21 protein-coding genes and 1 pseudogene are annotated in these 22,078 nt (G+C 62.3%); 6 read left to right on the top strand and 16 right to left on the bottom strand.

Annotation, left to right across the window (positions count from 1 at the left end; translation table 11 throughout):
• Positions 1-5 precede the first annotated feature (5 nt).
• The 7 genes from FJ978_RS13335 to FJ978_RS13365 form a co-directional block, all read right to left on the bottom strand.
• The gene (locus FJ978_RS13335; RefSeq protein ID WP_013897192.1) at positions 6-938 is read right to left on the bottom strand and encodes a beta-xylosidase; all 933 of its coding nucleotides are present in this window, start codon (positions 936-938) and stop codon (positions 6-8) included.
• A complete protein-coding gene (locus FJ978_RS13340) occupies positions 931-1,692 on the bottom strand; it encodes a TIGR04290 family methyltransferase (RefSeq protein WP_140572471.1) in 762 nt (253 codons plus the stop codon). The genes FJ978_RS13335 and FJ978_RS13340 overlap by 8 nt, the downstream gene beginning before the upstream one ends.
• Positions 1,693-1,694: 2 nt before the next feature.
• Positions 1,695-2,498: a sugar phosphate nucleotidyltransferase gene (locus tag FJ978_RS13345; protein ID WP_140572472.1), complete on the bottom strand. Its 804-nt coding sequence runs from the start codon at positions 2,496-2,498 to the stop codon at positions 1,695-1,697.
• On the bottom strand, positions 2,498-3,598 hold the full coding sequence (locus tag FJ978_RS13350) for a glycosyltransferase (protein WP_140572473.1): 1,101 nt from the start codon (positions 3,596-3,598) through the stop codon (positions 2,498-2,500). Before FJ978_RS13350 ends, FJ978_RS13345 begins: the two co-directional genes overlap by 1 nt.
• Before the next feature lie 12 nt (positions 3,599-3,610).
• Positions 3,611-4,207 (bottom strand): histidine phosphatase family protein, encoded by a 597-nt coding sequence (locus FJ978_RS13355; protein WP_013897188.1) that lies wholly within the window; start codon positions 4,205-4,207, stop codon positions 3,611-3,613.
• Positions 4,204-5,307: an inositol-3-phosphate synthase gene (locus tag FJ978_RS13360; RefSeq protein ID WP_140572474.1), complete on the bottom strand. Its 1,104-nt coding sequence runs from the start codon at positions 5,305-5,307 to the stop codon at positions 4,204-4,206. The genes FJ978_RS13355 and FJ978_RS13360 overlap by 4 nt, the downstream gene beginning before the upstream one ends.
• A 231-nt stretch (positions 5,308-5,538) precedes the next feature.
• Positions 5,539-5,814 carry a hypothetical protein gene (locus FJ978_RS13365; RefSeq protein ID WP_140572475.1) on the bottom strand — a complete coding sequence of 92 codons (276 nt, stop codon included), beginning with the start codon at positions 5,812-5,814 and terminating at the stop codon, positions 5,539-5,541.
• Positions 5,815-6,035: 221 nt separating this feature from the next.
• Between FJ978_RS13365 and FJ978_RS13370 the strand changes: the two genes are divergently transcribed.
• The 6 genes from FJ978_RS13370 to FJ978_RS13395 all read left to right on the top strand — a co-directional run bounded on the left by FJ978_RS13370 (position 6,036) and on the right by FJ978_RS13395 (position 12,351).
• Complete coding sequence (locus FJ978_RS13370) at positions 6,036-6,494, top strand: c-type cytochrome (RefSeq protein WP_140572476.1); 459 nt, start codon at positions 6,036-6,038, stop codon at positions 6,492-6,494.
• A gap of 92 nt (positions 6,495-6,586) precedes the next feature.
• A complete protein-coding gene (locus FJ978_RS13375; RefSeq protein WP_246678117.1) occupies positions 6,587-7,660 on the top strand; it encodes a c-type cytochrome in 1,074 nt (357 codons plus the stop codon).
• Positions 7,661-7,829: 169 nt separating this feature from the next.
• Positions 7,830-8,897 carry a cytochrome c oxidase subunit II gene (gene coxB, locus FJ978_RS13380; protein WP_140572478.1) on the top strand — a complete coding sequence of 356 codons (1,068 nt, stop codon included), beginning with the start codon at positions 7,830-7,832 and terminating at the stop codon, positions 8,895-8,897.
• Positions 8,894-10,807, top strand: coding sequence for a cytochrome c oxidase subunit I (gene ctaD / locus FJ978_RS13385; protein ID WP_140572479.1), 1,914 nt, complete (start codon positions 8,894-8,896; stop codon positions 10,805-10,807). Before coxB ends, ctaD begins: the two co-directional genes overlap by 4 nt.
• Positions 10,808-11,404 (top strand): cytochrome c oxidase subunit 3, encoded by a 597-nt coding sequence (locus tag FJ978_RS13390; RefSeq protein WP_140572480.1) that lies wholly within the window; start codon positions 10,808-10,810, stop codon positions 11,402-11,404.
• Positions 11,405-11,469: 65 nt separating this feature from the next.
• A complete protein-coding gene (locus FJ978_RS13395) occupies positions 11,470-12,351 on the top strand; it encodes a cytochrome c oxidase assembly protein (RefSeq protein ID WP_246678118.1) in 882 nt (293 codons plus the stop codon).
• A gap of 120 nt (positions 12,352-12,471) precedes the next feature.
• Here the strand turns inward: FJ978_RS13395 and FJ978_RS13400 are convergent, their stop codons facing one another.
• The 9 genes and pseudogenes from FJ978_RS13400 to FJ978_RS13440 form a co-directional block, all read right to left on the bottom strand.
• The gene (locus FJ978_RS13400) at positions 12,472-12,630 is read right to left on the bottom strand and encodes a DUF3309 family protein (protein ID WP_140572482.1); all 159 of its coding nucleotides are present in this window, start codon (positions 12,628-12,630) and stop codon (positions 12,472-12,474) included.
• A 439-nt stretch (positions 12,631-13,069) separates the two neighbouring features.
• Positions 13,070-14,023, bottom strand: a pseudogene (locus FJ978_RS13405) (UDP-glucuronic acid decarboxylase family protein); the annotation flags it as partial.
• A 26-nt stretch (positions 14,024-14,049) separates the two neighbouring features.
• Positions 14,050-15,159 (bottom strand): glycosyltransferase, encoded by a 1,110-nt coding sequence (locus FJ978_RS13410; protein WP_140572483.1) that lies wholly within the window; start codon positions 15,157-15,159, stop codon positions 14,050-14,052.
• On the bottom strand, positions 15,156-16,250 hold the full coding sequence (locus FJ978_RS13415) for a glycosyltransferase (RefSeq protein ID WP_140572484.1): 1,095 nt from the start codon (positions 16,248-16,250) through the stop codon (positions 15,156-15,158). The genes FJ978_RS13410 and FJ978_RS13415 overlap by 4 nt, the downstream gene beginning before the upstream one ends.
• Entirely contained in the window at positions 16,247-17,377 is a 1,131-nt protein-coding gene (locus FJ978_RS13420) for a glycosyltransferase (RefSeq protein ID WP_140572485.1), read from the bottom strand. Before FJ978_RS13420 ends, FJ978_RS13415 begins: the two co-directional genes overlap by 4 nt.
• 2 nt (positions 17,378-17,379) lie before the next feature.
• Positions 17,380-18,480, bottom strand: coding sequence for a glycosyltransferase family 4 protein (locus FJ978_RS13425; protein WP_140572486.1), 1,101 nt, complete (start codon positions 18,478-18,480; stop codon positions 17,380-17,382).
• A complete protein-coding gene (locus FJ978_RS13430) occupies positions 18,465-19,757 on the bottom strand; it encodes a TIGR04295 family B12-binding domain-containing radical SAM protein (RefSeq protein WP_140572487.1) in 1,293 nt (430 codons plus the stop codon). Before FJ978_RS13430 ends, FJ978_RS13425 begins: the two co-directional genes overlap by 16 nt.
• Positions 19,754-20,827, bottom strand: coding sequence for an NAD-dependent epimerase/dehydratase family protein (locus FJ978_RS13435; protein ID WP_140572488.1), 1,074 nt, complete (start codon positions 20,825-20,827; stop codon positions 19,754-19,756). The genes FJ978_RS13430 and FJ978_RS13435 overlap by 4 nt, the downstream gene beginning before the upstream one ends.
• A complete protein-coding gene (locus FJ978_RS13440; protein WP_140572489.1) occupies positions 20,824-21,930 on the bottom strand; it encodes an SDR family NAD(P)-dependent oxidoreductase in 1,107 nt (368 codons plus the stop codon). Before FJ978_RS13440 ends, FJ978_RS13435 begins: the two co-directional genes overlap by 4 nt.
• Between the last annotated feature and the right edge of the window lie 148 nt (positions 21,931-22,078).

The raw sequence follows: 22,078 nt of genomic DNA on the forward strand, positions 1-22,078 counted from the left end.
TGACCTCATGCGGCCGAGACCCGCCGCATCGGCATCGCGTCGCTGTGCACGCCAGGTGCGTAGCGGCGCATCATGCTCGCACAGAATTCAGCGAATTCTTCGGGCACTTGTGGCGGACTTGTGTGGTGAGGCTGCATGCCCCGGTGTTCGGGCGTGAAGCAAAAAGTGACGGTGACGTCGAAATCCGCCAGGGCTTCCATCTGGCGGTCGAACCAATCGAGAGCGTTCGGTCTGAAACTGTCGGCCCAGGAAAGGCCCGTGCGCAGATTTGTGACGCCCAGCCGCTTCATCCAGGCGACGGCTTCGTCCAGCCGGTGGTCCTCGAAATGGAACCACTGGACCAAGCCCATCTGCGGAGTGTGGCGCAGGAATTCCTCAAGAGCCGGCTTGGGCGTGCCATCCTCGCGCAGCAGGCCCATGTAGAAATGACGGTAATAGGAGGAGCCTTCCACCTCGCGATGCCGCGTGGTCGCGCCCCAGGCGTGCGGCAAATCGTAGAGGCTGTACCATTGGACGCGGGGTGCGCGGCCAAGCAGCAGCTCCGCAGTCCGCCGCAGGCCCCAGACCTGGACCTCCTCGGCGCCGAAGCTCGACACGCCGGCTTCGCTGATCCAGATCGGCAGATCGGTGATTTCGGCAATCTCGGCGAGCTTTTGCGGCCATTCATGCATTTGCCAAAGATTCCAGTCGAGCGGGAAGCCATGCACGGCAACGGCGTCGACACGATCGAGCACACCGTACCCCTTCATCAATGACATGAACCCGGCGTCGATCGGCGAAATGCCACCGAGCACCCGGGTGATCGCCGGGTTTTCGAGACCGATCGCATCGGCCGCCAGGATTGCCATGTTCGCGAAGCGGCTCCAGTCCGGATCGAGTTCGGGGTCCCAATGCGACTTGTTGTTGGGCTCGTTCCAGATCATCGCAGCTTCAATCATCGTTTCTTCCTTTCGCAGGGTAGACCGCGCCTCCGCCAGCCGGCTCACCGGACGCACGGCAGAAGTAGACCTCGTCTTCCGGGTGAAGCAGGATCTCGAAACCTGAGCTGCGCAGCATGGCTTCGATGCAACTGCGGTTCGGAATCCACCAGTTGGTCGGATCGTCCGCATAGCGGTGTTCGATGAAGTGCAGTTTCGGAAACTCAGGTCGATCGAACAGATCGTGCGTCCAGAAATGGTAGTTCTGTTCGAGCGCGGGGACCTCGCTGCTGCCGCGTTGCATCGACTGGAAGATCACCAGATCCCGCGCGACGTGCCGGCGGATCAGGTCGAGTGCCAGCAACGGGTGGCGCAGGTGATAGAGCACACCCATGAAGAGCACGATGTCGAAAGTCTCGCCGAGGGCGCCGACGTCATAGACCGACAGCTCGCGAAATTCGATGTCGCAGTCGGCGATTTCGGCGGCGAAACGCGCCTGCGTCAGATAGGCCACGTCGAAATCGATGCCGAGCACGCGATCGGCGCCCCGCTTCTTCATTTCAATGGAATAGAAGCCGGCGTTGCAGCCGATGTCGAGCACCGACTTGCCTGAAAGATCGGCCGGGATCGCATCAGCGAACTTCTGCCATTTGACCAAAGGATAGTTGCCGAGGAAATGATCGGGAGCCGTCTGAACGCCGGCCAATTCCATGTTGTGAAACCACGGGCCCAGCGCATCGATGCGACGGCGAATTTCCGCGTCGGAATGCAACATGGTCAGCCTCCTTCGCCTGGCAGGTACGGCACCTGGGAACTGCTGGGCGGCACCAACATCGGCGTGCCTTCGTCTTCCGACGTTTCGTTGTTTTCAAGTAGCCGCAGTGCCGTGCGGTAGCCGTTGAACGTCCCCACATCGACATAGGCCAAGCCCGCCTTGACGCCTAAGGCTTCACCTCCGACGTCCAGATAGGCATTGACCAGCGTGCCGAAATATTCGTCGCAACCATCCCGCTCGCGCCAGAGCCCCGCGAGCCGGTGAAAGATGCGGCCCGGCATCTTGAATGCTCCCCATACCCAGTCCGTGGCCGCGTCCTGCTGCTTGACCTGGATCTGCTCGACCCGGCCATCCTGATCGGTGACCACGGCGTCGAAAAGCTCCGGCCGGTCCACAGGAAACAGCAGGAACGACAGACGGTCGTCAGGAAGTTGGCAGAAGCCGTCCTCGGGAAACCAGATCGTATCCGGCAGACCGATCAGCACCGTTTCTTCCGGCATGACGAGAGGCGCGGCGCGGAAGATCGCGTCGCAAAGGCCGACCGGAGAGGGCTGGGCCACGAAGATAGCGGCGGCGCTGTCATAGCCGGCGGCATAATATTCGAGTATGTCCGACTTGCCCGAGCCGATGATGAAGCAGATCCTGTCGACGCCGTTGCGCACCATTCGGCGCACCAGATATTCGCTGACCGCGCAGGGGCGCTCGGTTTGCCCGTCCATCCGGCTGCCCACCGGCAGCAACTCCTTGGAAAAGCCCAGCGGTTGAATGCGGCTGCCGCGCCCCGCGGCGGGCACGATGCCCAACATCAGACGGCTTCCTTCATCTGTTCGCTTGCCGGCGCCCGGGGCGCCTCATTCAGGATTCGATCCAGTTCCGCGGCGCGGCGAGCGGATGTGTGTTCATCGAGCACGCGTTCACGGGCTCTACGGCGCAGCGCTTCGATCTCGCCATCCGATAAACCGAGCGCTGCGACCACGTCTTCCGTGGAATGCGCGAGCAGTATCTCCTTGCCAGGCTCGAAGAAGCTTTCCAGGCCCGGCCAGTCATCTGAAACGATCGCGGCGCCGCAGGCCGCCGCTTCGAACAACCGGCCCGAGGGGCACCAACCCTTACGCGCCATCGCCTCGCGGGTGACGTTCAGGGTCAGACGTGACGAGCAGAAGAAGGCCGGATGGTCGGCGGGCGGCAGATGCCTGACGAAGAAGATATTGTCGCTCCACGGGAAATCCTGCGGGTATTGTGCGCCGCCAATGACAAAGCGGCGGTCGGGCATCCGGACTGCCGGCGCGACAAGCAATTTTTCGACGCCGGTCTGCCGATCGTCGGCATAGGTGCCGAGATAGGACAGATCTCCGGCAAATTCGGCCCGAGGCTGCGACGGCCGATGGTGGCCGGGATCCACATGGCCATAGAGCGGCACGACGAGACGCGCGCCCAGCATGGTCTTGAGTGCATCAAGCGCCGGGCCGCCGGTGTAGCTCAGCACCAGGTCGAAATCGCGAAGCCCTTCCGGGCCGAAATAGGGTGGCTGGTCGCCTTGTTCGATGCGCGCCAGCGTCACCGCAGTATCAAGATCATAGAACACTTTCAGTCCGGGACAGCTCTCGCGCGCGAGGTGTGAGGCTTGAACAGCATCCGGGCAGTAGGAGGTGACAATGACAGCGTCAGCCTCCCGGACCGCGACCGCCGCGGCCTGGGCAACATCATCCCAACCCCCATAGAGCACCACGTTGCCGCCATCGAGATGGTCGAGGTCCCTTGCGCCGGCGTAGTAGGGGGTGTCGTGCTCAAAGAAGCTGATACGCCAGCCGAGTGGCGCGAGCGCTCGTATCAGCCCGCGCCAGAGCGTGGCGTGTCCGTTTCCCCAGGAGGAAGTGACAGTGAGACCGAAGATGACCATGCGCATCGGCAGCTCCCGTCAGGCGACTTCATTCAGGCGAATGAGCTTTGAGCCCCAGTCGCCATGGACGATGGTGGTGATCGAGGCGGGCTCAATGTCGAAACGAAAGCAGTCGCCGAGCTGAAGGCCAAGGACCTTGCACACCGCAGCCTTGATGACGTCCGCATGGCTGATCAGCGCGACGTATTGGTTTGGCTTCTGTTGGCGCAACGCATCCATCAGGCCGATAACCCGCTGCTGCGTATCCAGCATGGTCTCGCCGCTCGGCGTGCGTGCGTTCTGTCGCTGGTCATTCCACATTCGCCAGGCGGCATCGCCATTCAGCTCTTCGAACGTCTTGCCGGACCATGCACCGAAGTCGATCTCATCCAATTCGCGGCGGATCGAAACATGCTCGACGCCGCATGACATGGCGATGGGTTTCGCGGTCTCCAACGTGCGCTTGCGTGGACTGCTCAAAATCGCGGCAAGCGGCTCCCTCGCCATGCGTTGGGCCAGATTCTGAGCCTGTGACCGGCCGGCGGTGCCGAGGTCGATATCGTTCAGGCGGCCGGCCAGGCAGCGGCCGACGTCGTCATGCGCCGCATGCCGGACAAGGAAGAAGGTCGTGGTCATTCCGCAGCGTCGAGCATCGGCTCGTCCCTGCCTGCGATGAAAGCGAGCGTCCGCAGGCGGGCCTCGGCGTCGGTGAACTGCTCCGGTGGCGACTTCATGAAGTAACTGCACGGCCCCGTGAGCGCCCCCGCAATACCGCGATCGAGAGCAAGCTTGGCGCAGCGCACGGCGTCGATCACCACGCCGGCGGAGTTGGGCGAATCCCAGACTTCCAGCTTCAGCTCGGCATTCAATGGCACGCCGCCGAAAGTCGTGCCTTCGACGCGGATGTAGGCCCATTTGCGATCGGTGAGCCAAGGCACATGATCGCTTGGTCCGACATGAATGTTGCCAGGTTCAAGCGGAACGTCGATCTGGCTGGTGACTGACTGTGTCTTGGAAATCTTTTTCGATTCCAGCCGCTCCCGCTCCAGCATGTTGAGGAAATCCGTGTTGCCGCCGAAATTAAGCTGGTAGGTGCGGTCGATACGCACGCCACGTTCCCGGAAAAGGTTGGCGAGCAGCCGGTGAACAATCGTCGCGCCCACCTGGCTCTTGATGTCGTCGCCGATAAGGGGAAGGCCTCGCTCTTCGAAACGTCGACGCCATTCCGGCCGCGAGGCGATGAAGACCGGAATGCAATTGACGAACCCGCATCCGGCTTCCAGAGCGCGTTCGGCATAGAACTGGGTGGCCGCTTCGGAGCCGACCGGCAAATAGGATACCAGCACCTGGGCTCCGCTTTCGCGAAGGGCTGCGGTCACGTCGGCGACCGGTTCCTCCGCTTCCTCGATTTCGTCGCGCAGATATTTGCCGATGCCGTCGAGCGTCGGCCCGCGTTCCACGCGCACGCCAATCGGCGCCACGTCGGCAAACCGGAAGGTGTTGTTTGGGGCGCTGTAAATTGCTTCGGCCACATCGCGCCCCACCTTGCCCTTGGCGACGTCGAAAGCACAGACGACCTCGATGTCGTCGACGTGGTAGCCGCCGAGATCGGCATGCATCAGCCCAGGGATAGGCTCGTTGCTTTTTGCCTGGCGATAGTAGGTTAGGCCTTGCACGAGGGAGGACGCGCAATTGCCGACGCCGACGACGCCGATGCGAACCTTTTTCGATGTCACGAAACTGCCGCCTCTGCTGTTGAGGGAACCTTCCACGTCACCGAACTGGGACGGGCCAGGAATGTTCCTTGAGAGCCGGAATAATTGCGAAGTCGAATCGAGGATCGGCATGTCTGCTTCGCGGACGGCCAGCACATAGACCGATCGCAACGCTCTATGACCGATTCTTGACCTCCCTGTTGGGCGCCACGGCTGCCGGGCTCGGGAGAGGTCTGTCCTCGATGGCCAGTTCTAGCGCGATTTTGACTTCAACCCGGCAAGTCGAGCTCTCGCTCCCTCTGCGATCACCTTTAGCTCGCTGGCCTGGGCGGCTTCGATCGCAAAGGCCCTGGACGGTAGGACGCCGGGATCTTTCTGGTGATTTTGAAGCTGCAGCTCATCCTCGATTTGCTCAAACAGGTGTTCGGGATTGCTGGAATCTTTGGCGGCTTCGGTGAGCAGCAAGGTCACGAGCACTCGAATAGCGTTCAGCCGGCCCTCGATTTCTTCGGCGGGAATATCTGACATTCGCTTCCTTCTTGCGCTCGGAGCCAGACTGCGGTTGTCGGCACATGCGTTTAACGGCGTGGCTCCCCGGCCATCGCCGGTGAAAGCCTGATCACCGTTGTGTAAATGTCGTGCTTAAAAAGCCGTAGCTCGGCCAGTTGTTCCGATCCGGGTGCTCAAAACGCCGGCGAAGGCCATGGAACCTCGCCGGGTCTCCCAAGTTAAAGCGCGGGAGGAATACCATGTCGTTGAACGCCGCCCTCTTTCTGCTGGTGGGTTGCGCGCTCTGGGTTCCCGCCAACGCTGGTATCTGGGTCGCCGCAGAAGTCGAATGTGCGAGACCTGTCGAGCCGCCGGGTGTGCCGACGTTCACGACGATCGAAGCTACACAGCGGGCCGAAGCGCCAACCGGATCTCAGTCCCCGCCGGATAGCGGGCTGTCGTTGTTCCTACGCAACGGTTGCGGCGCGTGTCATGCCATAAGAGGCACCGAGGCCCATGGGACGATTGGCCCGGACCTGTCCCACGTCGGGTCGCGAAGAGCAATTGGTGCGGGGGTCCTGCCGAACACCGAGGAAGCCATAGCACGTTTCATCGCTCGACCTGATTTACTAAAACCGGGTGTGAAAATGCCTGCGTTCGATATGCTTCCGCAAATCGAAATCCAGACGATCGCGCGCTACCTGAAAGCCTTGCAGTGATGCCCGGTCATCGGATCTATCCTCGGACAAAGGCGCCCAATGCCCCTTCCGAGGAAGAAGATGAGATCAGCAGGGTGACGAACCAGCCGATAATGGTCCGACTCAAGCACGTTCTCATTGCCGCCGTCTGTTTGCCTATCGTCATTTTGCTCGGAGCGTGGATTGGGTTTTTCAATGTTGGTGCCAGCACCGGCCATTGGAAGATGACGGCCTGGTTTCTGGAACTCGCCATGCGCTCGGCCGTGCGCACTTATGCTTTGACCGTAAACGCGCCGAGAACTCTCGACAGGCGCGGGATCCCGGCAGCGGCCGGCCATTTTGCGCAAGGCTGCGCGATCTGCCACGGCGCACCTGGCGAACTTCGCTCGCCGGCGGTGCTGCGCATGCTTCCACAACCGCCGGATCTGGCGCTGACGGTCGGAGATTGGACCGACGCCCAGCTTTTTCGGATCGTCAAGCACGGGATACGTTTCACAGGAATGCCCGCATGGCCGGCCCGCGACCGCGATGACGAAGTCTGGGCGATGGTTGCTTTCCTGCGGGAGCTGCCGAAGCTAGATGGGAACGAATTTCGGGCACTTGCTTTTGACGCCGGGGGCGCAACAGGCAACGCGCAGCAGCCTACTAATCCGGGCGCACTCGCCAACTGCACTCGCTGCCACGGGAGTGACGGCGAGGGGAGGAGTGGTCTCATCCCTGCGCTCGCTGGGCAAAACGAAGCTTACCTGCTCGCCAGTCTCGAGGCCTTTGCCAGAGGCGATCGCACAAGCGGCTTCATGGCTCTGCCGGTGACCGGCATCGCCCCTGCGGAGATGGCCGCGCTTGCCCGCCATTTTGCAGCACAGCCGCCGGTCTCGACGGACGGCGATCCAGTCCCGGCGGAAGTGATCAACAGAGGACAGCAAATCGCGGAGGCCGGAATTCCGGAACGGAACGTCCCTGCCTGTTCCGGCTGCCACATCGGCGCTGACAAGAATCCGAACTATCCCCGCCTCGACGGCCAGCACGCGCCCTATCTCGAAGGGCAACTGAAGCTGTTCCGGTCCGAGGGCAGGGGCGGTACGCAATTCTGGCGTATCATGGCCGCCGCGGCCCAACGCCTTACGGACGAGGACATACGGGCAGCAGCGGCCTATTTCTCCAAGCGCTCTGAAGGCCGTCAATGAATACATCTGGATGTCGCGGAAGTCTGTCGAGCAGGGAAGGGCGGTGCCACGTAGCCTGCGTCGAGGCAAGCTCAAGGAACTTTATTCTTCCCTACCGGTTCTAAAACTCACGGATGGCCGGTTAGGCAGGCAGCCGAGTGAAGCGTCTTCCTCTTGGTGACCACCCCGAATGGATCTTTGGCCGGCTCACGAGATGCAGAACTTCGGGGTCGGCGACTGCCCCGGACGTCCACCGTCGCAGTTATGGCGCGTAAATACCGCAAAACAGAAGAACGCCGCCAATGAGGCAGAAGGCAAGGAGCGTCGCAAGGTAGAAGCCGGGCTCGCCGAAAATCTTGATGTCGCGTCTGAGACTCACGGCTCCGCCCCTTCGACATGGGAAGAACCCAACAACACGGAACGGGACGGGAGAGTTCCGGATGCCGCGCTCCCCCTGTTTCGGGGTGTCTCCGAGAGGGTTCGGTCGCCGTTGGCCGGTCCGCTGGCTGTCATTGTTGACTCCGCTCTCCTTCCGGGCTGCGCCGGCGTGCAGTCGGCGCTAGATCCGCATGGCGAGCAGGCCGACACGCTGGCTGTTCTGTTCTGGACCTTCACGGCGGTGCTCGGTGTCGTCTGGCTCGTCACCATGGCTGGCCTGCTACTCGCGCTGACGCACCGGCGCGACAGTCGGGGCGAACCGGCAGAAGGCGCGCGCCCAGCCGTCAACCGGCCGATGCTTATCGCCTTTGCCGCGATGCTGACGTCCACCACCATCATCCTCTCAGGTTTGGCGCTGCTCAGCTTCGGCGGACAAAGGGCGATTTTTGCGGATGGGGCCGGCGGCGCGCTGGCGATCTCAGTCACGGGCCACCAGTGGTGGTGGCAGGTCCGCTATGAAGGAAACGGTGGCTTCGAAACGGCGAACGAGATTCGCATCCCGGTCGGCAGCCCGGTCGACATCAAGCTCGCCACGGCGGATGTCATCCATTCGTTCTGGATACCAAGTCTCGCGGGCAAGCTCGATCTCATCCCCGGCAAAAGCAACGAACTCCGTATCGAAGCGAGCAAGCCCGGCATATATCGCGGCCAGTGTGCCGAATTTTGCGGTCAGCAGCATGCGCATATGGCGATATTCGTCGTGGCGCTGGAGCCAAACGATTTCCAACGCTGGCGCGCCGGTCAGGCTGCGGCGGCAAAGCCGGTCGATCTGGCGCAGCAAAGCGCCGTGACGTCCACTTTGCCTGAGAACTTGCAATGAGCCTTTCGGTCGAAGAACCTCGCGCGGCCCGTGACTCCGATCTGGGCGACGAGGAACTGCGCGCAAGGTTGAACAAAACCTGGGGCACGACGCGCGGCCTAATCGGCGCCCTTTCAACCGTCGACCACAAGATCATCGGAATCCGCTATGCCGTGACCGCCTTCGCGTTCCTGCTCGCCGGCGGCATTCTAGCGATCATCATGCGGCTGCAGCTTGCGCGACCGGACAGTCACCTCGTCGATGCCGAGCTCTACAACCAGCTTTTCACCATGCACGGCACCACGATGATGTTCCTGTTCGGGGTGCCCGTCGGCGAGGCGTTCGCCGTCTACCTCGTGCCGCTCATGGTCGGCACGCGCAATATCGCCTTTCCGCGCCTCAACGCCTTTTCCTACTACGTCTACCTGTTCGGCGGCCTGATGTTATGGGGCGGGTTCGCGTTGAGCATTCGCCCGGATGTCGGTTGGTTCTCTTATGTGCCGCTCGCAAACCTGGATTTCACTCCAGGCAAGGGGCCAGACTACTGGGCGCAGATGATCACCTTTACCGAGGTCGCTGCGCTTGCGGTATCTGTGGAGATCGTCGTCACAGTGCTGAAGCAGCGCGCGCCGGGCATGACGCTCGACCGTATCCCGCTGTTTGTGTGGGCGATGCTCGTCAACTCCTTTATCATCATCTTCGCCATGCCGGCGATCATGCTTGCCTCGTCGATGCTGATCATGGAGCGGCTGGTCGGCACCCAGTTCTTCAATGCCAAAGCCGGCGGCGACCCGCTGCTTTGGCAGCACCTGTTCTGGTTCTTCGGCCATCCCGAGGTGTATATTATCTTCCTGCCCGGAACCGCTTTCGTCTCGGCGATCATCGCAACCTTCGCCCGGCGGCCGATATTCGGTTATCTGCCGATGGTGCTGTCGCTGATCGCGATCTGCTTCCTGTCCTTTGGTCTATGGGTCCACCACATGTTCGTGACCGGCCTGCCACAGGTCGGCGCGGCATTCTTCACCGCCTCCAGCATGGCTATCGCCATTCCGAACGGCGTCCAGATATTCTGCTGGATCGCCACGCTCTGGGACGGAAAGCCGGTGCTCAAGACCCCGCTGATCTTCGTGTTCGGCTTTTTCTTCATCTTTGTCGCAGGCGGACTTTCGGGTGTCATGCTGGCGTCGGTGCCCATCGATACGCAGGTACACGATACCTATTTCGTCGTCGCCCATTTCCACTATGTGCTGATTGGCGGCACTCTCTTTCCGCTTGTCGCCGCCGTCTACTATTGGTTCCCGAAGGTGACGGGTCGGCTGATGGATGAGCGGCTCGGCAAGTGGCAGTTCGCTCTCGCTTTCATCGGTTTCAATATCGCCTTTTTTCCGATGCATCTGCTCGGCCTGTGGGGCATGCCGCGCAGGGTCTATACGTACCCGGCGGAGATGGGCTGGGGCGGGCTCAACCTGCTCGCCAGCGCCGGTGCGCTGCTGTTCTTCGCAAGCTTCGTGCTGATGCTTTACAATATGGCCGTCAGCGCCCGCTCCGGTCCCGTAGCCGGCGACAATCCCTGGAATGCCGATACGCTGGAATGGGCGACTACCTCGCCGCCCCAGGCGCAGAATTTCGATCGCATTCCCTATGTCACAAGCGGCTCGCCGCTTTGGGATGAGGACGATGTCAAGCCGGTGGTGAGCGGCCTCAAGGTCGACGAACGCGAACTGGTCGTGACAAGCGTCACCGAGGCCCGGCCTGATATTCGCGAGGAATCTCCGGCGCCTTCGATTTGGCCCTTTCTGGCGGCGTTCGCCACCGCCGTGATCTTCATCGGTTCGATCTACACGCCATGGGCGATAACCTGGGGTTCGCCTGTCGTCGCCATCGTGCTCGTTGCCTGGTTCTGGCCGAAATCCATGGAGGAGAACACCTAAATGCCCCGCACGGTCATCGATGTCTCGGGTTTGCCGACCTATGCCTTCGGCTCGCGCGTCACCCCATGGTGGGGCACCTTCTCCTTCTGTCTGCTGGAAGGAACCGGCTTCGCCCTTGGAATTGGCGGCTATCTCTACCTGGCCGTCACCAACAAGGATTGGGCGAGGGATGCCATTCCCTTGAACCTGGTCTGGTCCTCGCTCTTCACGCTTGTCCTTGTTGTCAGCGCGCTGCCGAACTTCCTGACGAGGCGCGCGGCGATGCGGGAGGACTTGCGCCCGGTCCGCCTGCTGCTGCTCGTCATGAGTGCGGTCGGTCTGCTGCTCATCGGGCTGCGCATCATCGAATTTTCGGCGTTGCCGGTACGCTGGCGCGACAATGCATACGGTTCCTTCGTCTGGCTGCTGCTCGGCCTGCACGGTGTGCATGTGCTGACCGACGTCGCCGATACGCTTGTCCTGACCGTGCTGATGTTCACGCGGCATGGCAGGGGTAAACGCTTCAGCGATGCCGAGGACAATGCGTTTTACTGGTACTTCGTCGTGCTCTCGTGGCTGCCGCTTTACGCGGTGCTTTATTGGGTGCCGAGACTTTGATGCGGGTTGCCCGCTCCTTTCGCCGGGCGTCGTTGCTCGGAAGACTCCTTTCGGCGCCATGTGCGTTGCTGGCGCCGACCGTTGCGTTCGCCCACGGCGCGGACCAGGTACCTGGCGGCTGGTCATTCTCCGCCATGACCGTCATTCCACTTGGTGTCGTATTGTTCCTCTATACCTGCGGTGTTGCCCGGCTTTGGTGGCAGGCAGGAGCGGGACGCGGCGTCACTTGGCGGCAAATGAGCTGTTTTGTGGCGGGCTGGGCGGCGCTTGGACTGGCACTTGTGTCTCCGCTGCATGGACTGGGCGAGCGGCTCTTTAGCGCGCACATGATCGAACACGAGGTGCTGATGATCGTCGCGGCTCCCGCGCTTGTACTGTCGAGGCCTTTCGGCGCCATGTTGTGGGCATTTCCGCCCTCCACGCGGCGGCACCTTGCCGGCGGCGCACATTGGGCATTTCTGCGAATGACATGGAGAAGCCTGAGTGAGCCGGCCTCCGCCACCGTCCTGCACGGTCTCGCCATCTGGCTATGGCATATGCCGGTCCTGTTCAATGTCGCGCTTGCCAGCGAGCCGGTGCACTGGCTGCAGCATTTCAGCTTCTTGACGAGTGCGCTGCTCTTCTGGTGGGCCTTGCTCAATGGCCGCGCCCGCCGCAAAGGCCACGGCGCGTCGGTGTTTTATCTGTTCTTCACCTCCATGCATTGCGGTCTGCTCGGCGCGATTCTGGCCCTGTCGAAAAATCAGATATTCGTGGGGAACGACTCGGCAGCACCGCAATGGGGCCTGACAGCGCTTGAAGACCAGCAACTCGGCGGCCTGATCATGTGGGTGGGCGCCAGCGCGTTTTATTTAGCGGCCGCGTTGATCCTTGCTGCGCTTTGGATCGGCAGCGGATCGTCCGCGAAGAAGAAAGTCGGTGGCAGCGCGAGTTCCGTTCGGGATTGACCCGACACCTGCAGGATGACTGCCGACCTCTGCTGTCGAACCGGCTTGCCACCATCGGCCGCGACCGGATGTCATCTCACCACCTGCGGACGGAACAGCTCATTCCTTCCAATCTGGCCCTCAAACCCGGCCCATGAGCACCAGGATCACCAAGATGATTAGGATGACGCCGACGATGCCCGATGGCCCATAACCCCAGCCCGACGAATATGGCCAGGTCGGTATCGCGCCGATTAGCAGCAGGATCAGAATAATGATAAGGATTGTGCCGAGGCTCATATCTGTTCCTCTTCAAGGTGATGCGCGGACCTGCTACTGAGCCGCTTTTTCGTCATGACATCTGACGCTCAAGGCTCAGTCCAGCCTGCGCAACATGTCAGCTTCCTGCTCGAGGATGCTGGCGACTTCTTCGCGTTGGAGATGCGTCATCATCAGGCTGACGCAACATTCGAGATACGTGATGGACGATCGTCGCAGGAAGTCGGCGGTTTGCGCGGCCGCCATCTGCTCGATGTCCTTGGCTGATCGCTTCGACTGCACGACTGCGTTCTCCGTGCCGGGGGTGATCGGGCCCAACCAGAATCTCTGTCGGATGTTCCCCTTCGGCGTAAAGAACGCGGGTCGCATCCGGATTGTCGCGGCCGCCAGGTTCAAATCCACCTGCGCCCGACCTGTTTGTCGCTGCGACCGGCGGCTCTGCCGCACCGTTGCCAAGATCGGCGAAATAAATGACCGTCTGCAGCAGACCTTGCCTGAGAGGCACTTTGGGCGACCAGCCAAGAAGCGACCGTGCACGGGCGATGTCGGGGCGCCGCCGGCGAGGGTCGTCTTCCGGCAAAGGCAGGAATTTCACGGGCGATCTGGTGCCGGTCAGTTCCCTCACCAGGCCTGCCAGATCGAGGATGGTGAATTCTCCAGGGTTACCCAGGTTGATCGGCTGGCGCGGATTGGGCTCGATATCCATGAGCCGCAACAGTCCTTCGACCAGATCGGTGACGTAGCAGAAGGACCGGGTCTGTCGGCCATCGCCGAATATCGTCAGCGGCCGCTTTTCCAGCGCTTGCATGACAAGGTTCGAGACGATGCGGCCGTCGGCGGGATCCATCCTAGGCCCGTAAGTGTTGAAGATGCGGGCAACACGGACATCGGCCATGTCGGCTCTCAGATAGTCGAAGCAAAGTGTCTCCGCGGTGCGCTTGCCTTCGTCGTAGCAGGCGCGCGGGCCGGTGCAGTTCACATGGCCGAGATAGTCCTCGCGTTGGGGATGTTGTTCGGGATCGCCATAGACTTCGCTCGTTGATGCCTGCAGGAACCGTGCGTCGTCGCAAACTGCAAGCTCGAGCAGATTGAGCGTTCCGATCACGCAGGTGCGCGTCGTGTGGATGGGATCGGCTTGGTAGCGGGGCGGCGATGCCGCACATGCCAGGTTGAAAATACGATCGACCGGCTCGCCGAGCTCGAGCGGATTGCAGATATCTTGCTCGATCAGCCGAAATCGCGATTGGCCGATGAGCGACGTGATGTTTTCTATTCGGCCGGTGAGAAAGTTGTCGACACAGATTACGCGATAACCATCGCGAAACAGGGCTTCGCATAGGTGCGAACCGAGAAAACCGGCACCGCCGGCGACAAGCACCGTCCGTGTCCGTTGGGCCTTTTTTGAACGCCGCATCTCTGTGTTCTCCTGTCGTCTGCCTGTCATGCTGCACTCTCGACGCCCAGATCGAGCACCGGACGGATCTGTCCTGACTGCGTCAGTGCGGACGTGAATTCACGTGCCCGAGCGGTTCCCGTGTGTCTTGCCAGGACCAGCGAATGTGCCTGTCTGGCCATACGGAGTCTTGCCCTGTCTGACTGTGTCAGAAGGATTCGCGTCACATCATCCGCGCTGCCGGCCGTCTGGATCGCCGAAGCCGGAAAGAAGTTATCGAGGCCGGGCCAGCGGTCGCTGATGATCGGCGTCCCGCACGCCGCAGCCTCGAAAAGCCGCACGCTGGGCGACCATCCGGCTGCGATCATCGAGGTGCGTGTCACATTTAGCGTGTAGCGCTGCCGGCTGTAGAAATCGGCATGCTCGGCAGGCGGCAGATGTTCGATCCGCGCGACATTGTCTGGCCAGGCGATATCGCGAGGATATTGCGCGCCCGCCACGACGAAGCGTCGATCCGGGAGCCGACGCGCAGGCTCAAGCAGAAGTGCTTCCAGGGTCTGCTGCCGGTCCGCGCTGTAGGTGCCGAGGTAGCCTAGATCCCATTCGATCGTATTGCCGTTTCGATGGTGTCGCTCGGGATCGACGGAACAGTAGAGGGGCTCTGCCCGGCGGGCGCCGAATTCGGATGTCAGGCGTTCGAGAGTCGGCCCGCCCGTAAAGGAGAAATAGATGTCGAAATAGGGAATCTGCCGGCGGGCCAGATAATCGCAATCATCTTCGGCAACCCTTGCCAGCGTCACCGGCGTGTCGATGTCATAAAAGCAGAATTGCCCGGTGCGCAGCGACGCGAGCTCGTCGATGATCGCTCTGCCCTGGGGTACGAAGGAACCGACCACCACGACATCGGCCCGCTGAAGCACTCGCTTGTGCTTGCGGTGGAGTTCGTCGACCGTGTCGTAATAGCGCAAGCGGCAGAAATCGGGCTCGCGCAGGTCGCGATGATGTGCGTACCAGGGCACGTCGCGCTCCAGGAATGTGACACGATGGCCGAGTTTGTTGAGCGCTCGCAACAGCCCCCGAAAGGTGGTCGCATGGCCGTTGCCCCACGAAGAGGACAACGAAAGACCGAGGAAAACGATATCGAGCGGCTTCGTCATTCCGCGGCCTCCACGGTCCGGCGCTCGAAATGCGCCTTGAAGATGGTATCAACCAGTTCAGCTCTCAGCGTGTAGGTGTGTTCGGCAAGAACGCGCCGAAGCGCTGCCGCGCCGATCGCCTTCGCCCGCCGTGGCCTGAGCGTGCGCGTAATCTCGGCAACATCGACGCCGTCCCGCGCGACCAGGATTTCCTCCCCGGGCGTCAGGAACATCTCAATGCCGGCCCAGGCGTCGGTGATGAGGCAAGCGCCAGCTCCAGCCGCCTCAAAGACCCGTGTCGCGGGCGAAAATCCGTTGGTGGCCATGCTGTCACGGCTGATATTCAGCACCGCTTTTGGCGTGACGTTGAAAGCGTTGTGGTCTCGGGTGCCGACATGCCCAAGCCAGGAGACATTCGCCGGCAGCTGCTTGTCACCCCAGCCGGATCCGCCGAGCAGGAAGATTTGGCCGGCCGAGGCACGCGCGGGCTCGAGAAAGAATGACTCGACCCGTGCCTCGCGGTCCGGCAGGCGATTGCCGAGAAAAGCGAGATCGCAGGTGAAGCGGGGGTCCTGGGCAACAGGGAAGTGCGTCTCGGGATCGAGCGCATTGTAGATAGGCACGCATTCGGCCGCGCCAAATCCTCTGTAATCCCAAACGACGGGATCGCCGCCGCCATAGGTCAGCACGAGGCCGATCCTCTTCAGCGCCTCGTGGAGGGGATGGTCGGAATCGTTTCGCAATTCGCCGAGTGTCGCCGGGGCGTCGACATCCCAGAACACCGTCAGCGCGTCGCTGCGGGCGTGGTCGAGCACAGCGCGCAACAGGGCTTCGTCTTCGTAGCCGACGCCGCTGGCCTTGACGACGATGTCTGCCTGCGCGGCACGGGATGCGACCTCCATCAACCCATCCGGCGTTGCGTCATAGACGACGACGCCGCACCAGTCGGGGGGCTCGATATCGCGGTGTTTCTGCCGGTCGAAGGCATCCGGCTCATAGAAGACGATATCGTAACCGCGTCGGGACAGGGCCTTCAGCAGGCCGCGATAATAGGTGGCGGCGCCGTTCCAGTAGGACGACAGCAGACTGGATCCGTAAAACGCGATTTTCATGCGGCGGCCTCCTTTGTTGATGCGCCCTCGAATGCATGCCGATTGCCGCACGCGACGAGTATGTCGAACAACTCATCCACGCGGCGCCGGCATGTGTGGCGCGCGAGAATGGTTTCCAGTCCGGCTCCTGCCAGCGCCTTTGCAAGCTCGGCGTCATGCAGCACATTGCGCAGGTGCTGCCGCATCTCGGCGCCGTCGCGGGCGAACAGGAAATCCGTGTCGGGACGGAACAGTCCTTCGACGTCCGACCAGGGCGCCGAGACAAGAGGGATGCCGCAGGCCAATGCCTCGAACATGCGGATCGTGGGAATGCCGGGCAGGTGTTCTCGGTAAGGCCGGCGCGGGATGTGCACTGTGACACGGTGCTGCGCGAACGCTTTCGGAACGTCCGCATTGGCGATCCAGCCCTCGTAGCGCAGGCCGGCATCGGCGAGTGCGGCCAGTGCTCCCGCTGGATAGCGCACGCCATGAACGGTTCCCGACAGGCCGAGCTCGCGTGCCGGATCGATCAGGAACTGCTGGATTTCGGCGCTGCGTTCTTCATCGCCCCAATTGCCGATCCAGACCAGCTCCGACACAGGCTCGATTTCGGGATGCGGCCTGAACAAACGATCGTCCGCTGCCTCGTGCCAGGTGAAGGCCCGTTTGCCCCAACCGGCGCGAAGATAGCTCTCCCGCAATGCCTCGCCAAAAACCAGAACGCCGTCAAAATGCTCCAGGTGGAGCGCCGAAATCGACTGCGTCGACGAGACGGCGCGGTGGTGCGTGTCGTGGAACAGAAGCGTGAATTTGCCGCCATTGAGCTTGGCTCGCCCAATGCGGGCGACGAGATCTGGATCCGTCCACTCATGGACGATCACCACACCCGAGTCGGCCATCCATGCCTCGTGATCGAAAGAAGCGTCGTAGGTCACCGGAACGAGCTCGGGGAAGTCCTTGCGGAAACGTTCGATGGCGAAGGGGCCTTGCTCGGTCAGCAGGTTCGAACGGCTCCACCCGTCGGCTGGCTCGAGCGCGATCACTTGATGCCCACGCGTGATGAGCTCGCGCATGATGCCGCGCTGGAAATGCGCATTGCCATGGTTCCAGTCGGACACCACCGAGTGGGTGTAGAACACGAATTGCATGATCAATGCCCCGCCACGGCCATCGCCGCCTGATCGTAGATTTCGCGCATCGCCGCCGACTGCGCCTGCAATGAATATCTGCGCGCACGCCGAGCGCCGCGCCGGCTGAGTTGGCGCCGCAAATCCGCGTCGCGGGCGAGGCGGGCGATGCATTCTGCAAGCGCGTGCGGATCACGTGCGTCGAAGAAGATGGCCGCGCCGTCCCATATCTCGCGATAGGTTGCAATGTCGGCGAGCACTAATGGCGTGCCCGAGAGCGCGGCCTCCAAAGCTGCAAGTCCGAAGGGCTCGTAGATTGACGTTGAAACGAAAATACTGGCCCTGGCCATAAGCTGACGTGCCTCGGCGTGGCCGATCGAGCCGAGCGAGACGCAATGATCGAGACAAGCCCTTTGTCCAGCCGCTCCTTCGAGCGGGCCGGCGGCATAGACCGGCCATTCGGCGATCGCAGCCGCGGCATCCAGCACCGCCGCGTTCTTGCCATCGTCCCACCAGCGAGCGGCTGCGAGGACGAACGACTCGCGGCGCGACGCAAGCGGGCCGGGCAAGGCGCCGTTGTGGACGACGCTCAACCGCGCGATCGGCCCGTAGCAGGTCTCAAGCATGTCGGCGTGGCTTCGACTCGGCGCGACGACTACCCCGGCGCGATCGAACCCAGCCCTGTTGCGATCTTTCTGCCAGGCCCAATCGCTCGCCACGGCTTGGCCGCGCACCGCATGCTGCCATGTCACGATGCAGGAATGCGAGACCGCGACGATAGGGCAAGGCAGATCGAGCTTCGCCGCTTGCGTAGGTGCGTTGAGGTGGACGAGATCGGCGCCATAAGCGGTCGCAAGGGCCTTCAGCTCGCCAGGAAACTGCTCGAGATCGTTCTCGTCGCGTGTCATCCAGTCAGGCGGGCTTTCAAGCCATTCGAGCGTGGTGAACGATTGCGCCTCCCTGACCTGCTCCGCCGAAGGCGGAGGCCCGAGACCCGCCAGCATGATGCTGTCGCCGCCGGTCGCAAGCTCGCGCGCCAGATCGAGCGAATAGCGCCAGACCCCGCCGACGGCATCGGTGGTCATCAGGATACGTCTCGGGCGATAGGTCAATGATTGCAGCATGAGCACTCCAACTCGGCAAGCGCGCGTGGACGCTGGTCCTGGATGTCGCTGAATGCCTGGAACGAGGCGAGGTAGTGCTCATGCGCACGCTCCCAAGCGAAATCGTCGGGTTCGCCCCACAGCTCGCGGTAGCTGGGCGAACTTGGATAAGGATAGAGCGGCACCGGCTCGTTGGCCCAGACGCCGTTGTCGATGAGGTGCTTGCGCCAATAGTCCACCAGCGCCGGATCGTCCTCGACCACGCCGATCAGATTGGCTTGGACGAAAGGGACATGACGGCGGGCATTGACCAGCAGCGCGGCCAATTCCTCGGTCCCAAGTCGGCAGCGCTTGGCCAGCATCTCGCGGCCTTCTACGGTCAGGCTTTCGAGGCCGGCTTCGATCGAGACGCAGCCGGCTTCGCCCAGCAATTCCAGCAGCTCCGGTTTCCAGAGATCGATCCGCGTCTGGACGCCGAACTGGACGTCGCGCTCGATCAACCCCTCAAGCAGCGCTTTCTGCGGCAGGAAGATCTCGTCGATAAAATACACATAGCCGACGCCCTGCGCGATCAGGCCGTCGATCTCGGCAACGACGGCGTCATGGTTCCTGCGCCGGTACGCATCGCGGAAATCGATCTTGGCGCAGAAGCTGCAATTATAGGGGCAGCCCCGGGACGCCTCCACTTCCGCGCCGGCACCTATCTGGTTCGCGTCGAACCGGTGATGATGGTGCGCATGGGCCGCGATCCAGTCCGAGGGCCAATGGAGCGCTGGGTGGTCGACGAAGCCGCTGACATGCACTCCGCCGTTTGAGATCAATTCGTCGTTTTCAAGCCGAGCCGTGTGCGAAACGGCGCTCCAGTCGCTTTGACGGGCAAGCTCCGCCACCACTTCCTCGCATTCGCCGCGCACGACGATGTCGACGCCAAGCTTGCGCAGGGTAGGAGCGGGCGTCGCCGAGCCGTGCGGCCCGACAGCCACGGTGCGGCCGCCGCGCCCGGCGAGATGCTTCAGGAATTCTGCCGGTACCCGCAGCTCCGGCTGCGCGCAGCGCCAGAAGAGGTAAGTCGGCGCGGTCGTCACCACCGTCATATCCGGCTCGAACGCCGCTACGTGCTTGGCAAGCGCGGCGTTGTCGAGATCCTGCAGTTGCCCGTCCAGCATCAGCACGGCGTGACCGTCCGCTTCCAGCAGGGCTTTGGCGTAACCAAGCTCCAGCGGCAGGTGCGGTTGGCGGCAACCGAAGTAGATGCTGTGTTCGTATGTCCAGTGCGGGTTGACCAGTGCGATTTTCATGCGACGTACCTCGCTGCTTCGGGAGCTGGCTGGAGACGGTGCCGCAGCAGCCAGCCGGCGAGATCGCGGACACCTTCGCGCCACGGGACATGCGCGCGCCAGCCGAGAGCGTCCTCTATCTTGCGGGTATCGGCGACGAAGAAAGGCTGATCGCCGGTGCGTTGCAGATCATGGCGAAGCGCAACCTCGCGGCCGGTTATGGCGGCGATCTCCGACAGCAGCGTTCGCAGGCTGACCGCATTGCGCGGTCCGCCGCCGAGATTGAAGGCCTGCCCCTTGAGATCTTCGATCCTGGCCAACACGCCGCGATAAGCGGCGACCGCATCGGACACATGCAGGATGTCGCGCACCTGCTTGCCGTTGCCGTATATCGTGATCGGCCGATCGCTGAGCGCGCTCAGCAGGAAATGCGCGACCCAGCCCTGATCCTCGGTGCCGAACTGGCGCGGTCCGTAGATGCAACTCATGCGCAGCACCGCGGTCGGCAGGCCGTAGGACTTGGCGTAGTCAAGGACATACTGGTCCGCCGCGCCCTTCGAGCAGCCATAGGGCGTGCAAAAATTCAACCCGATCGTTTCGTCCACGCCGTTGGCGCGGATGGCTTCGTCGCTGGGCTCGTAGCGATCGTCCGCTTCCCGCACCGCGACCTGGGGCAAGCTGCCGTAGACCTTGTTGGTGCTGGCAAAGACCACCGGCACGCTCGCCAGACGTGCCGCTTCGAGCACGTTGAACGTCCCCTTGAGATTGATGTCGAGGTCTTCCGTGGGATCGCGCAGGCTGGTGGTCACGGCCGTCTGCGCAGCCAGATGGAAGATCGCCTTGGCCGGCGCCAACGCTGAAACCAGGCTACTCTGGTCGCGTATGTCGACAGTTTCCACACTGAGATGGCTGCCGTGTTTTTGCGCCAGCCATTGGAGGTTCTGTTCGACGCCGGGACGGCTGAGATTGTCGATGACCAGCACCGGCTCGCCATCCGACAACAAGCTGTCGGCGAGATTGGAGCCAATGAAGCCGCTGCCGCCGACAATCGCTGCAGGTTGATTGCGATGATCGCGATGAGGTTGTCTCATGACACCAGCCCTCGCTCTTCAAGCTCGCGCTTCATGTCGGCACCACGATCGACGGCGACGCTGTTGCGAACCCAGGCTGCGAATTCGCCGAGCGAGTTCTCCAGCAGATGGCTGGGTTCGAAGCCGAGCAGCTCGCGCGCCTTGGCGATGTCGGCGAAGCAATTGCGGATGTCGCCCGAGCGCGCCTTGCCGAGGATTTCGGGGGGGCGCTTCGGAACGCCCATCGCCTCGGCAAGCAGGCGGGCGACTTCGCTGATCGTGTAGGATCGCCCGCTGCCGATATTGATGGCGTGGCCGGCGGCCGGGCGCTGCTCCAGGGCCAGCCGGAAAGCGCGAGCCACGTCGCGCACATGGACGAAGTCGCGCTTTTGGTTGCCGTCCTCGAAGATCATCGGCCGTTTGCCGTTGGCAAGGCGCGAGGCGAAGTTGGCGAGCACGCCGGTGTAAGGATTGGCGAGCGCCTGTCCGGCGCCGAAGACGTTGAACAGCCGCAGCGCTACCGCATCCAGATCGTAGGCCTGGCCGAAGATCAGCACCGCGCGCTCCTGCGCATATTTGGTCAGCGCGTAGATCGAGGCGAGGTCGGGCCGCTTCTCCTCGTCGGTGGGCACAGGCACTAGCATTTCGCCCGCGGCCGACAGCAGGTCCCACTGGCCGGCCCTGACGTCGACCGGGCTGCGGCGGGCACCGTTGATGCGCCGTCCATCCGGTGTCTCGTAGAGCCCTTCGCCGTAGATGCTCATCGACGACGCGACGACAATCCGTTCGACGGGCTTCTTGATCAACGCCTCGAGCAGGGTCGCCGTGCCGAGATCGTTCGTGCCGACGTAGCGGGTGATTTCGTACATGGATTGGCCGACACCGACCTCGGCGGCGAGGTGGATGACGGCGTCGATGTGCGAGACCGCTTCGGATACTGCGCCTCGGTCACGCACATCGCCCTTTATCAGCTCGGATTCAGCTGGGATGCTCACGGTTTCGCCGCCGTGCACCTGGTCGAGGAGCACGTCCAGGATGCGCACTTCATAACCATGTTCGACGAGTTCCTGGGCGACATGCCGGCCAATGAAACCGCAGCCCCCTGTAACCAGTACACGTTTCACGAGAACTCCTTGCGGATTTGACGTTGGGCTTCCGAACTGCGGGACAAAAGGTTTGTTCCCTGCTTCAACAAAGTTCCTCGCCGCCGTTCCGGATGCTGCGAGTTGGATGCCAGGCTGCCTTGCTTGGAACATTGCCCTTTGCGTGCTG

This window comes from Mesorhizobium sp. B1-1-7 (assembly GCF_006442705.1).
Taxonomy (GTDB): Bacteria; Pseudomonadota; Alphaproteobacteria; order Rhizobiales; family Rhizobiaceae; genus Mesorhizobium; species Mesorhizobium opportunistum.